Genomic DNA, 12,006 nt, shown 5'->3' with positions numbered 1-12,006 from the left:
TTCAATCTGCACCGCCCGTTGCTACAAGTTCAAGTTAACTTGAAGTCAAGCGGGAATTGTGCTTTCTTTCATGCATGGAATCCATGCTGACCATCACCGACGTGGCGCGGCGCAGCGGCGTCGCCTCATCGGCATTGCGTTTCTACGAGGAGCGCGGGCTGATCGCTTCCGAGCGGGCGGGCTCGGGGCATAGGCGCTATCCGCGCTCGGTGCTGCGCCGGATCGCCTTCATCGTCTTCGCGCAGCGAATTGGGCTGACGCTTGAGGAGATTGGCGCCGAGCTCGCCAAGTTGCCAGCCGATCGCGTGCCGTCACGTCGGGATTGGTCGCGTTTGTCGGGGCGGTGGACCAAGCGCATCGACCAGCGCATCGCTGAGTTGCAGCGTCTGAGGTCTGGGCTTACCGAGTGCATCGGTTGCGGCTGCCTGTCGATCGACCGCTGTAGCCTTGCGAACCCTGCCGATATGGCAGGTCACAAGGGGCCGGGGCCGAGGTATTGGCTGGGGTGAGTTGCCATTACGGCATTACGGTGCATTAGCATTACGGTGGTGATAGTGCACTTTTTGCCATGTTTGCTCGGCTGTCGCTGTGTGTAGATTGAACCGCATGGCTCGACTTGCGTCGCCGCGCTGCCGATGTCGGCATCTGTGCGGCCGGTGGGCAGCGAGCCACTTCTGGCCGGATTGCCGAGCAAACCGGAAAAGCCGTGAAATCGGGCAGACGCGGCAGGTGAGGAAAAGAAAATGGTGCACTGTCACCGTAATTCAAAGCGGCGCGAAGTTGCAGCCAGGATTACGGTCCTAACGCCAGACCAACCGTTTGGCGCGCCTCGTTGACGGTGGCCACACGCCGGCCAAGCCTCTCGACTGAGGCCGCCGCGAGTTCGACGAGCTCCGCGTTGCTGCGCGCCAGGCGTTCCTTGGTGATCCTGATATTATCCTCAAGTCCGGTACGCACTGCGTCTGCTCCGCATGCCAACGCCCAGTTCATCACGATCGTTTGGTTGCGGCCTATTCCGGCCGCCGTCCAGGTAGATTGTGGAAACAGGAATTTCGCTTCCCTGAGGAGCACGTCGAGCAATCTCTCCTCCGCAGGCAGTGCGTTTTGCACGCCCATGACAAACTGAATGTGCGGGCGCTCACCTATAAGTCCCCCGTCGGCCAGCCGCCTGGCAGTGTGAAGGTGCGACAGGTCGAAGATCTCGATCTCGGGCAGCACGCCATTTGCGTTCATCGCGGTTGCGAGATCACCGATCAGGGCGGGATGGTTCTCGTAGACCATGGATGGGAAGTTGACCGAACCGGTCGAGAACGAGGCCATGTCCGGCTTCAGATAAAGTGCCCAGCCACGCGCGGCAGGATCACGACCGCGCCCGCCGGTCGAAAACTGGACGATCATACCGGGGGCAGTGCCTACGCACCCCCCTCCTGAACGGCAGCGAAGCGCGTTGGTTCAGACGATGAATCCAGCTGCCGCCGCCGCAAATGAACCGGCAGTGCTGTATCCGCGCCAAGTCTGTCGGTTGTCTCCTCATGTGACCTACCGCGATCGGCAGCACCCCTCCGTGTGCCGCTCGCGTCCAGTTGTCCACGTCGGCCGACAATCCGCAAACGCACCGCGCCCGACGAATCCGGCAGCATGGCGCGAGGCAGGCTTGGCGCCGCGTTACCGGCTACTCAGGAGTTCGATGATGGTGCGCCGCTCAACTGCGTTGTTGAAGCGCTGGACCATGCGGGTGCCCGGCACCATCGCGGTCGGATTGGTGAGATAGGACTCCAGCGTGTCGGCTGTCCAAGTGATGCCGGAGTCGCGTAGGGCCGGCGAGTAGTTGAACCCCTCGATGCTGCCGGCGGCCCGACCGACCATACCCTGCAAATGAGGCCCGGCACCGTTACGTGTCGTCGCGATCTGGTGGCAGGCGCCGCAGCGCTGCCGGAACAGGCGCTCTCCTGCAGCGGCGTCCGCTTCCTGGGCAACAGATGCGTGCGTTGCCCACGACAGTGCGACCAGCGCCATGGCGGCGAGGACGGCATTCCTCATCCTTCCACTCCCTTCAAGTCGAGCTTCGAGAGTGGCAGGCTGCGGATGCGCTGACCCGTGAGCACCGAAGCGGCATTGACCACTGCCGGCGGCACGCCCGGCAGGCCGGGCTCGCCAATCCCGCCCATCGGCGCTCCGCTCTCTACGATGCGAACATGCACGCGCGGCATGCGATCGGGCGGCAGGATTGGATAGCCGTCAAAATTGCGCGCCTGAGGCATGCCATCGACATAGATAGCTTCCTCAAGTAGAGCCGAGGACAGGCCTAGGGCGACTGCCGAGTTCACCTGCGCCTCGATGATTGCCGGATTGACGATGCTGCCTGGGTCGATCGCCACCCAGACGTCGTGAACCACGACCCCACCATCTCTGAGCGACACTTCGGCGATCGTCGCGACCTCGCTGCCGAAAGGCGAGGCCATGGCGACGCCCCTTGCGCGCCGTGTTCTATCCTCCGCAGTAAAGGGACCGCGCTTCCACCCGCCGGACAGCTCGGCGACTGCCTGCAGGAGATTGCTGTGCCGCGGGCTGTCAGCCAGAAGCCGCAGCCGCAGCTCGTAGGGGTCCTGCCGGCCTGCATCGGCCATCTCGTCGAAGAAGGTCTCGTAGAAGAAGTCGTTCATCGAGTGGCCGACCGAGCGCCAGAAGCCGATGATCGCCGGATCATCGACGTGGATCTGGCCGACCCGCCGATTTGGGATCGCATAGACCTTTCCCGCAATGCCCTCGACTGCCGAACTGTCGACCTTGTCCGGCTGGCGGCCGAACAAGCGACCGATCGGACCTTCGCCCACCGCAACCGCATCCAGCGCAACCGGCAAACCGGCAGCGTCGAGACCCGCACGAAAGCGAGCCGCAGTCATCGGCCGCAGCGTGTCGCGCAGGAATTCCTCTTCGCGGCTCCAGACGAGCTTGACGGGTTGCCCCGCCGCCTTGGCAAGCAAGATTGCCTGCGGAAATGGATTGGCCGTCTGGTAGAGGAAGTGCCGGCCGAAGAAGCCGCCCAAAATCGGCGAATGGATGATGACCTTGTCCGGCTCGATGTCCGCGACCTTCGCGGCTTCGGTCTGAAACATCTCCGGCGCCTGGTTGGGGATCCACAGCTCCAGCGTGCTGTCGTCGTTCCAGCGCGCGATCGCCGACGGCGGCTCCAGCTGGCCATGCACCAGATAAGGCGCGTCGTAAGTCGCCTCGACGATGCGCGTTGCGCCGGCAAGGGCGCCCGCGGCGTCGCCTTCCTGCTCGAAGGCGATGCCGTCGCCCGGTGTCGACTTCAGCATCTCCTTGTGGGCCTCGGAGGAGAAATCAGCCGGCATTGCGCGAGGCGTTCCGGCCGCAGGCTCCGCCCAGGTCACCTGGAGGGTTTCGACGGCCCGGCGCGCCCGCCACCAGCTGTCGGCCAGAATCGCTACCGCGCCGGGCAACCGGTGAACGGAATGCACGCCCGGCATGGCGTGGACTTCGCTCTCATTCGCCAGCGCGCTCGGTTCGCCACCAAGGCGCGGGCTGTGCTGGACGGCGGCATGCAGCATGCCGTCCACCTTGAGGTCGATCGCGTAGTGCGCGCGGCCCGTGGATTTGTCGCGCGCGTCCAACCTTGCGACCGGCTTTCCGATCCAGCGGAAGTCTGCAGGGCTGCGGAGCACGACATCGGCCGGCACAGGCAGATAGGCGGCCGCATCCGCTATCTCGCCGTAAGGGATCGTCCGGCCGGATGCTGAATGCACGACACGGCCGGGTTCCGTCGACAACTCCGACACCGGCACGCCGAACTGCGTCGCCGCCGCCTGCATCAGCATCTGACGCGCCGATGCGCCGAGCTTGCGCATAGTCTCGTAGCTCATGCGCACCGACATGCTGCCGCCCGTGAAACGGCCGCCGCCAGTCAAAAGATAGTCGGGACCGGGAGGGGCGCCTTCCACGGTAAAGTTCGCAGGATCAACATCCAGCTCTTCGCCGACGATTTGCGCCATGGCGGTGAAGATGCCTTGCCCACCTTCGATGAAAGCGCTGCGGAACAGGACGGTGCTATCGGGGCGAATTTCCAAAAAGGCGTTGACGCGCGTGCCGGGCGCGACGGCAGCAGCGGCCTGCGCCCTGGCACGTCCGACCGGCACGGTCACCGAAAGAACGAGCGCCGCTGCGCCACCCAGGAAGCCGCGCCGCGAGACATTGAGCGGCCCGTCTTCGCCGCCCGTGGACAGGCGGTCGCGGATGAGAGTCATGTCGTTCATCGTTCCCCTCCTCAAGCCTGTGCGGCCTGCCGGACGGCAGCCGAGATCGCGTTGTAGGTTCCGCAGCGGCACAGGTTCACCATCGCGCCCGCGATGTCGTCGTCGGTCGGCTGTGGAGTCTGCTTGAGGAGAGCCGTCGCGGCCATGACTTGGCCGGACTGGCAGTAGCCGCATTGCGGCACCTGGTTGGCGACCCAAGCCTCGACGACCTTCTGGCCCTCGGCATCCTGCTCGATCGCCTCGATCGTCGTGATCGCCATTCCCGCCACGCTATCCACCGTTGTCACGCAGGAGCGCGTGGCCTGCCCGTCGATCAGCACGGTGCATGCGCCGCATTGCGCCACGCCGCAGCCATATTTCGTGCCGGTCATGCCCAATTCGTCGCGCAGCACCCAGAGCAGCGGCGTGTCCGGTTCGACGTCGACCTGATGTGCCGTGCCGTTGACAGTCAGTTCCATGGCCTTCTCCTCGTATTCGCAGAAAGCCAACGCGACTGGCTGTTGGCTCTTCGAACCCGAAGAGTAGGTGCCCAGGATCGCCTCGATTAGACCGCATAATTCACTTGCGTCTATCGACCAGAGGCATAAATCTTCATCTGATCAGTGGACGGCGACATGGCCAAGGAAGACTTCAACGATCTCTTGTGGTTCCTGGCCGTGGCCGAGGAGAAAAGCTTCACGCGTGCGGCAGCAAAGCTCGGCATCACGCAATCCACTCTCAGCCACACGATCAAGCGGCTGGAGACGCGAATGGGTATTCGGCTGCTCACGCGCACGACCCGCAGCGTGGCAACGACCGAGGCCGGCGAGCGCCTGCGGCAGTCTCTGTCGCCGCGTATCGCGGAGATCGAGACCGAGATCGCCGCGCTCATGGAATTCCGCGACAAGCCCGCCGGGACCATCAGGCTGACGGTTTCGGATCACGCGTTTGAAAGCGTCGTCTGGCCGAAGCTCAGGCCTGTGCTCGCCGCCTATCCCGATATCAAGCTGGAGCTCAGCATCGACAACGGGCTACGCAACATCGTCGAAGACGGATTCGACGCCGGCGTCCGATTGGGGGAAAGCGTCGAGAAGGACATGATTGCGGTCCGCATCGGTCCTGACTGGCGCATGGTCGCTGTGGCCTCGCCCGATTATTTCGCCGCGCATGCCGCGCCCCAGCATCCTCAAGAGTTGATCGCGCACAACTGCATGAACATGCGCCAGACCCGTAGCGGCGGGCTCTATGCCTGGGAGTTCGAGAAGGACGGGCAAGAGCTGCGTGTCCGCGTCGACGGGCAGCTCACCTTCAATGCCTCCTACGCCATGGTGGATGCGGCTCTCAACGGATACGGCATCGCGTTTCTGCCTGAGGATCTTGTGAAGCGGCACATCGCGTCCGGCAAGCTCGTCCAGGTGCTTGACGACTGGTGCCTGAAGTTTCCAGGCTACTACATCTACTATCCAAGCCGCAGGCAGAACCTGCCGGCGTTCAAGGTGATTGTCGACGCGCTGCGGCAAGGGGAAGTGTGAGCAGCGGACGCGGCACCCTTAGTCCTTGCTGCCGGCTCTGTCGGCTGCAGCATCAGACCCGAATCAGCACCTTGATCGCCCGCCGCTCGTCCATGGCACGGTAGCCTTCTGCGACGTCGTTCAGCGGCAGCTCGAGATCAAAGACCTTGCCCGGCTTGATTCTGCCCTTGAGCACGCGGTCAATCAGATCGGGGAGGAAACGGCGAACCGGCGCCGGCCCACCGAGCAGGCGTTTCTGTCCGAAGAACAACTGCTGGCCGTCCAAGCGGACGCCATGCGGAACGCCGACATAGCCGATTGTGCCGCCAGGGCGCGAGCTGGCCAGCGCCTGATCAAACGATTCCAATGTGCCGACGCATTCCAGCACCGAATCCGCCCCGACGCCTTTGGTGAGATCCTTGACGCGCGCCACCCCCTCCTCGCCGCGTTCCGAGACAATGTCGGTCGCGCCGAACTCACGGGCGAGGCTCTGTCGGCTCTCGTAACGACTCATCGCGATGATGCGCTCCGCACCCATTTCCTTGGCCGCGAGCACGCCCATCAGGCCGACCGCACCGTCGCCGACCACGACGACGGTCGAGCCTTCCCGAACCTCTGCGGCATCCGCTACATACCAGCCTGTGCCGAGAACATCGGACACCGCGAGCAGATCCGGCACCAGATCGTCGGAAGGAACATCGGCTGTTGCCACCAGCGTGCCGTCCGCCAACGGCACACGGGCAAAAGGCGCCTGTGCGCCGCTCATGAACTCGCGCTGCACACAGGATGACTGAAAGCCAAAGCGGCAATGCGAGCAGGTATTGTCGGAAATACAGAAGGAGCCGACGACGAACTGGCCGGGGCGGACCGTGCGGACCTCGCTGCCGACCTCGACGACGATGCCGCAATATTCGTGACCCATATGCATTGGGCGGTCCACCGGCTGCAGCCCGCGATAGGGCCACAGATCAGACCCGCAGATGCAACTGGCTGACAGCTTGATGATGGCATCGGTCGGCTGCTGTATCTTGGGATCTGCAATCTCCTCGCAGCGAATATCGCCTGGCTGATGTAGGATGGTCGCGAGCATGGAGTGCTCCTTCTTGCGTTGCGTCAGGAAATGGCCTCTACGCGCAGTGGGAATTCGCCGCGCACGTGCAGAGCCTCGTAGCCCTCGTCGAAACGGCCGAGCCTGATCAGACCGGGATGGCGGTAGTCGGCGTAGAACATCGCCAGGTTGCCCCAGGGAATGAAGTAGCAAAGGTCGTAGGGCCTTTCATTGCCAAAGGGGCCACTGCCTTCCTCGGTGAGCTTGCGCGGAAGGTGGGCGATTTTTTCGTTGTTGCTGAAATCCTCGATCGTAAGGTCGAGCGGCAGCATAGAGAAAAAATCACGCGCCGACGGGTTGTCGTAAAGCGTGGCGGTCATGGTCCGACCGTCGAACGTCATGCTGATCCGCATGTCGGTAAGCTCCTGACTGGCCGGGTCCCTGCCCTGCTGGCCGTAGGCGAGACGCGGCAGGACCGCCGTTGCGAGCACGGCGCCGAGCAGCGTCCGGCGGGTGAGGGCTGAGTGCTTGATCGTCATGGCAGAGACCTCCGAGCTGCGCGCCACGCGGCGACGGCCAAGAGCGACGATCCGCAGAGAAGTGCCGCGCCGAATGCGAACGCGCTCCACCAGCCGATCGCATCGAAGAGCATGCCACCGATCGCGGCGCCGCCCGTAATCGCAAGCTGGATGACGGCAACCTGCAGCCCGCCGCCGGCCTCCGCCTCATCAGGCAGAGTGCGGCCCCCAACCGACCGGCGAGGCGGTGGCGAAAAAATTCCAAGCGACGAGCAGCAGCGACACAGCAACCGGCATTGCTCCGACGCGATCAGGACCGCAACGCAAAGCGCCATCGAGAGCACCGCACCCCATGCGCCGCGGGCATCGGCAAGCCGGGTGTCGTAGGTGGCTTCCATGGCGAGCATCCTGACAAGGCGGCAGGCGGTCATTCGTGCCGTCAGTCCACCGCGATGCCCGGGAAATAGCGTCCCTACGCTCATCATATTAGACAGCCCAATCCACTTGGACTTATCGATCCTGGGCATAAATGAGGTCCGAAGCCGTGCCTGCCCGCGGCCTGCCGAGGCTCCGGCCGTGGCCAAGAAAGCTTAATTGCCCCGCGCGCCTCCATGGTCCGTTTGAATTCCGAGCTCACCGAACGGAACATTGGGCCGGACGCGATCGCATTTAGTGCCAAGCCGACTTAGAGCGAGGCTCGCGGAGTGTCCGAGAGGGTCAGACATTCGGGTTTCGCAGGGACGCGTCGCACCGAAATGCCCGTTGCACCAAGCCACGCGAACTCTCGCGCTGTCCACACGGCCGTACCACCCGCTTGCAATGGAACTTCCGATTTCTCGAAGATTCCAAATGGGTTCGAATCCAAAAGATGGGCTCGAATAGCGCCAGAAAATCTAACAAATCGAATAGTTAAAATAGTGATGGGCCCGGAGGACGTGTTCAGTCCGCCTCGGCTTCTGGGTGTCCTCTAAGACGAGAAAGCGGAATAAAGCGTCCCGGCGCGTGCTCGAATTCACGGGCTGTGTCCTCGTCTGTTCAACTTCCGCAACCCGCTCAGAGCAAAATTTTTGCGTTTATGAAGCACTTAATTCCGTTTGCCTTCGATTCTCGCGGCGCGCAGGCTGTGCACCGAACGGACCTCAGCCATGCAAGACGCCATCCCAGCAGAGACCACTGAATACGCATCTCCCCCGTGCTTCATGCATGAACTCTCGCCGGAATACCGCGTCGAGGCCCTGCGATCGGACGCATGGAGCGGTGTCCCCAGATGGCGGAAAGCCGAGCGGAAACGGCTTCTCGACAGACGGCTGGCGTTGACCCAGCACGATCGGGAAGCCCGCTCCAGCCGCATCGCCAGCATGCTCGACCTGACGATCAGCGATTATAGCGGGCGAATCGTTGGCACTTACTGGCCATTCCGCGGCGAATCGGATCTTCGCAACTGGGGCGCCCAGGTCGTTGAGCGAGGCGGACGCATCGCCCTACCCGTCGTTATCCAGAATGGTTGGCCACTCGAATACCGGATATGGACGCCGGGCGATCCGCTTGAACGCAGCGTCTGCAACATACGCGTTCCGGCGCAAGGCCCTTCCGTGCAACCCGATATCGTAATCGCGCCGGTCGTCGGTTTCGACGTGGCGCCCTATCGCCTGGGCTACGGCGGCGGCTTCTTCGACCGGACGCTGGCTATCATGCAGCGCAAGCCGTTGATCATCGGCGTGGGCTACGCCCAGAGCAGGATACCGACCATTTACCCTCAGCCCCACGACACCCCGATGGATGTGGTTCTCACGGACCGACGGGGTACGCAGGCAAGGCCCGGCGCAACACGACGACGGCACCGGAGACGCCATCTCGCTCCAACCACCGGGCCTGGCGCAACAGAAAGGCGGGACGCGATGTCGGCCACGACGAGCACTGCAGTAGATGACAGACCACCGTTCGTCAGACGTTGGCTGTTCTCGACCAACCACAAGGATATCGGGACGCTGTATCTCGTACTGTCGATGTTATCGGGTGTCCTCGGCACCGGACTGTCTGTCCTGTTGCGTGCCGAACTGCAGGAGCCGGGCCTGCAGATTTTCGCCGACCCTAATCTCTTCAATGTCGTCGTCAGCTCGCACGGATTGGTGATGATCTTCTTTGTCATCATGCCGGCTTTGATCGGCGGCTTCGGCAACTGGTTCGTTCCGATCATGATCGGCGCCCCGGACATGGCGTTCCCGCGGATGAACAACATCTCGTTCTGGCTTCTGGCCACCTCACTTGTCCTGTTCATCCTGTCCCTATTCTTGCCAGGGGCCTCCGGTTCCTTCGGTCACAGCGGCGGATGGACGCTCTATCCGCCTTATTCGACGGATGGCCAGCCGGGCCCCGCCGTTGATCTCGTCATCTTGTCGATCCACCTGTCGGGAGCCTCGTCCATCCTCGGCGCCATCAACTTCATAACCACGATCTTCAACATGCGTGCGCCCGGCATGACGCTGCACAAGATGCCGCTGTTCGCCTGGTCGATGCTGGTCACCGCGTTCATGCTGCTTCTGTCGCTGCCGGTGCTCGCCGGCGCCATCACGATGCTACTCACCGACCGCAATTTCGAAACGACGTTTTTCAATCCCGCTGGAGGAGGCGATCCGATCCTCTATCAGCATCTGTTCTGGTTCCTTGGCCACCCCGAAGTCTACATCATGATCCTGCCCGGCTTCGGCATCATCAGCCACGTCATCTCGACTTTCGCGAAGAAGCCGATCTTCGGATATCTCGGCATGGCCTATGCGATGGTGGCGATCGGCGCCATCGGCTTCGTGGTGTGGGCGCATCACATGTATACGACCGGCCTGTCGGTGGACACGCAGCGCTGTTTCGCCTTCGCCTCGATGGTCATCGCCGTGCCGACCGGGGTAAAGGTCTTTTCCTGGTTGGCGACCATGTGGGGCGGGTCGATCGTGTTCAAGACGCCGATGCTGTGGGCAATCGGTTTCGTCTTGCTCTTCACCATCGGCGGCGTCACCGGCGTCGTCCTTGCCAACCCGGGCGTCGACCGGATGCTGCACGACACCTACTATGTCGTGGCGCATTTCCACTACGTTCTGTCGTTAGGAGCCGCCTTCGCGATCTTTGCCGGCTTCTACTATTGGTTCCCGAAAATGACCGGCTACATGTACAGCGAAACGCTGGGCAGGCTGCATTTCTGGCTGATGTTCGTCGGCGTGAACCTCGTCTTCTTCCCGCAACATTTCCTCGGCATGGCCGGCATGCCGCGCCGTTACGCCGACTATCCGGACGCTTTCGCAGGCTGGAATTTCGTCTCGTCCATAGGCTCGTACATCTCTGCTGCCGGGCTCGTCATCTTCTTCATCACCGTCGCCGAGGCCTTCGGCCGCAAGCGCATCGCGGGTGCCAACCCTTGGGGTGAAGGGGCGACCACGCTCGAATGGACGCTGTCATCACCTCCGCCTTTCCATCAGTTCGAGACGCTCCCTCGCATTCGGTAGCCTGCGTTTCGTTTGGGGAGGCGCTTGAATAGGAGTGCACTGACATGAATGAAACGGTCGATCTTAACGCCTACGCGTCCTACGTCCTGATAGCCGCATACTACGTGATCATGCTTCGGTTATGGTTGCCGCCTCCGCCGTCGGAGAGGCGCGACGAGGCCGGCAATAACAAGGCCGTCGTTCCGGATGGAGTGTCATCCCGAGCAACCGGGCGGCAGATAGCGCCGCCCCCTCCCGGCGACAATGGCCAGCCGAGTCCGTCGACCAAAGCAGTGCAACCGGACGAACCGCTTGAGCGGATCCGCGCGGCGGACGAACATTTCGACGAAAGCGCTTTTCTTTCCGGGGCATCACAAGCCTACGAACTCGTCGTCAATGCCTATGCCAAGGGAGATATGTCGAAGCTGAACGGCCTTCTCGACGCCGATGTGGCCGCTGCTTTCCATGACGCCATAGGCGAGCGCAGGGAGAAAGGCGAAGTTCTCACGCTTAGTTTCGTCGGCATTCGAGAACTGGATATTGCCGACGCCTGGCTCGAGGCGGGTCTGGCGGAAATCACCGTTCGCTTCGTCAGCGAGCTGGTCACGGCAACGCACGCGGCCGACAATACAGTTATCGCCGGTGACCCCACCAGGATTGTTACCTCGACCGATTTGTGGACATTTGCCCGCCGCGTGCCATCAAGCAATCCCAATTGGAAGATTGTCGCTACGGGTGGCCCTTGACCCGTCAGGTCTAACTGTCGACGGGAGAAGCCGGCACGTTGCGGGCGCGAGAGCCTGAGGCCCCCTAGCCGGCGAATTTCCCCCAAGGCATCGCTAGTGACGCAGCCGACTGCAATGGGCTGCGAAGCTTGTAGGTCTCTTCGCTCTACTCGAACATCAAACGAGCAGTACCCCTCTTTGCAATCAGCCTCCTGCGGACATCCTGCATCCGCTCCGCCTGCTGTTTGCTACAAGGCCCCATGGGGCGGGTCCTTTTGTCGCCGCAGCGAACATTTGCAATACCAGTTGTTACCGATCGCATAGATTTCAACGGATGTCGGGCTCGACTCTCTGTCCATGACCTTGTCGATGAACTTGACGGCCGCCGAATGGCGTTGCGCGGGCGTAACTAGGCGCACACCGCTGGTGGTGTTCGGTTCCTGCTGCATTGTGGCCATGAGGCTATTCCTTTCCATCA

The 12,006-nt window shown here is 62.4% G+C and carries 10 protein-coding genes and 3 pseudogenes; 5 read left to right on the top strand and 8 right to left on the bottom strand.

What is annotated here, in order from left to right; all coding sequences use genetic code 11:
- Window positions 1–74 precede the first annotated feature (74 nt).
- Window positions 75–509, top strand: coding sequence for a redox-sensitive transcriptional activator SoxR (gene soxR, locus ACWTU7_RS04305; RefSeq protein WP_455837773.1), 435 nt, complete (start codon window positions 75–77; stop codon window positions 507–509).
- A gap of 283 nt (window positions 510–792) precedes the next feature.
- Here soxR and ACWTU7_RS04300 read toward each other — a convergent pair.
- From ACWTU7_RS04300 to ACWTU7_RS04285, 4 genes and pseudogenes are all read right to left on the bottom strand, one after another.
- A pseudogene (locus ACWTU7_RS04300) lies at window positions 793–1,460 on the bottom strand (3-keto-5-aminohexanoate cleavage protein); the annotation flags it as partial.
- Window positions 1,461–1,665: 205 nt separating this feature from the next.
- Window positions 1,666–2,040: a c-type cytochrome gene (locus ACWTU7_RS04295; RefSeq protein ID WP_455837774.1), complete on the bottom strand. Its 375-nt coding sequence runs from the start codon at window positions 2,038–2,040 to the stop codon at window positions 1,666–1,668.
- A complete protein-coding gene (locus tag ACWTU7_RS04290; RefSeq protein WP_455837775.1) occupies window positions 2,037–4,274 on the bottom strand; it encodes a molybdopterin cofactor-binding domain-containing protein in 2,238 nt (745 codons plus the stop codon). Before ACWTU7_RS04290 ends, ACWTU7_RS04295 begins: the two co-directional genes overlap by 4 nt.
- 11 nt (window positions 4,275–4,285) lie before the next feature.
- A complete protein-coding gene (locus tag ACWTU7_RS04285; protein ID WP_455837776.1) occupies window positions 4,286–4,732 on the bottom strand; it encodes a (2Fe-2S)-binding protein in 447 nt (148 codons plus the stop codon).
- A 156-nt stretch (window positions 4,733–4,888) separates the two neighbouring features.
- Here ACWTU7_RS04285 and ACWTU7_RS04280 point away from each other — a divergent pair, with 156 nt between their 5' ends.
- Window positions 4,889–5,785: a LysR family transcriptional regulator gene (locus ACWTU7_RS04280; protein WP_455837777.1), complete on the top strand. Its 897-nt coding sequence runs from the start codon at window positions 4,889–4,891 to the stop codon at window positions 5,783–5,785.
- 52 nt (window positions 5,786–5,837) lie between these two features.
- Here ACWTU7_RS04280 and ACWTU7_RS04275 read toward each other — a convergent pair whose 3' ends face one another.
- From ACWTU7_RS04275 to ACWTU7_RS04265, 3 genes and pseudogenes are all read right to left on the bottom strand, one after another.
- Window positions 5,838–6,854: a zinc-dependent alcohol dehydrogenase family protein gene (locus tag ACWTU7_RS04275; protein WP_455837778.1), complete on the bottom strand. Its 1,017-nt coding sequence runs from the start codon at window positions 6,852–6,854 to the stop codon at window positions 5,838–5,840.
- A 23-nt stretch (window positions 6,855–6,877) separates the two neighbouring features.
- On the bottom strand, window positions 6,878–7,351 hold the full coding sequence (locus tag ACWTU7_RS04270) for a cyclophilin-like fold protein (RefSeq protein ID WP_455837779.1): 474 nt from the start codon (window positions 7,349–7,351) through the stop codon (window positions 6,878–6,880).
- A pseudogene (locus ACWTU7_RS04265) lies at window positions 7,348–7,627 on the bottom strand (MFS transporter); the annotation flags it as partial. The gene ACWTU7_RS04270 and the pseudogene ACWTU7_RS04265, both read right to left, overlap by 4 nt.
- Window positions 7,628–8,475: 848 nt before the next feature.
- On the opposite strand from ACWTU7_RS04265, the pseudogene ACWTU7_RS04260 reads away from it, so the two are divergent.
- From ACWTU7_RS04260 to ACWTU7_RS04250, 3 genes and pseudogenes are all read left to right on the top strand, one after another.
- Window positions 8,476–9,111, top strand: a pseudogene (locus ACWTU7_RS04260) (5-formyltetrahydrofolate cyclo-ligase); the annotation flags it as partial.
- A gap of 117 nt (window positions 9,112–9,228) precedes the next feature.
- On the top strand, window positions 9,229–10,824 hold the full coding sequence (ctaD, locus tag ACWTU7_RS04255; RefSeq protein ID WP_455837994.1) for a cytochrome c oxidase subunit I: 1,596 nt from the start codon (window positions 9,229–9,231) through the stop codon (window positions 10,822–10,824).
- 44 nt (window positions 10,825–10,868) lie between these two features.
- A complete protein-coding gene (locus ACWTU7_RS04250) occupies window positions 10,869–11,549 on the top strand; it encodes a Tim44/TimA family putative adaptor protein (RefSeq protein ID WP_455837780.1) in 681 nt (226 codons plus the stop codon).
- A 227-nt stretch (window positions 11,550–11,776) separates the two neighbouring features.
- Here ACWTU7_RS04250 and ACWTU7_RS04245 read toward each other — a convergent pair whose 3' ends face one another.
- The gene (locus ACWTU7_RS04245) at window positions 11,777–11,986 is read right to left on the bottom strand and encodes a hypothetical protein (protein WP_455837781.1); all 210 of its coding nucleotides are present in this window, start codon (window positions 11,984–11,986) and stop codon (window positions 11,777–11,779) included.
- Window positions 11,987–12,006: the final 20 nt, after the last annotated feature.

The sequence above is a fragment of the Mesorhizobium sp. BHscii genome (assembly GCF_053848065.1).
Note: the sequence above shows the minus strand (reverse complement) of the source record. Positions and strands in the feature narration are given on the sequence as shown.

Excerpts from the sequence above, each read along its gene's own strand:
- soxR (WP_455837773.1), top strand. The coding sequence starts at position 75 with ATGGAATCCATGCTGACCATCACCGACGTGGCGCGGCGCAGCGGCGTC.
- ACWTU7_RS04295 (WP_455837774.1), bottom strand. The coding sequence starts at position 2,040 with ATGAGGAATGCCGTCCTCGCCGCCATGGCGCTGGTCGCACTGTCGTGG.
- ACWTU7_RS04290 (WP_455837775.1), bottom strand. The coding sequence starts at position 4,274 with ATGAACGACATGACTCTCATCCGCGACCGCCTGTCCACGGGCGGCGAA.
- ACWTU7_RS04285 (WP_455837776.1), bottom strand. The coding sequence starts at position 4,732 with ATGGAACTGACTGTCAACGGCACGGCACATCAGGTCGACGTCGAACCG.
- ACWTU7_RS04280 (WP_455837777.1), top strand. The coding sequence starts at position 4,889 with ATGGCCAAGGAAGACTTCAACGATCTCTTGTGGTTCCTGGCCGTGGCC.
- ACWTU7_RS04275 (WP_455837778.1), bottom strand. The coding sequence starts at position 6,854 with ATGCTCGCGACCATCCTACATCAGCCAGGCGATATTCGCTGCGAGGAG.
- ACWTU7_RS04270 (WP_455837779.1), bottom strand. The coding sequence starts at position 7,351 with ATGACGATCAAGCACTCAGCCCTCACCCGCCGGACGCTGCTCGGCGCC.
- ctaD (WP_455837994.1), top strand. The coding sequence starts at position 9,229 with ATGTCGGCCACGACGAGCACTGCAGTAGATGACAGACCACCGTTCGTC.
- ACWTU7_RS04250 (WP_455837780.1), top strand. The coding sequence starts at position 10,869 with ATGAATGAAACGGTCGATCTTAACGCCTACGCGTCCTACGTCCTGATA.
- ACWTU7_RS04245 (WP_455837781.1), bottom strand. The coding sequence starts at position 11,986 with ATGGCCACAATGCAGCAGGAACCGAACACCACCAGCGGTGTGCGCCTA.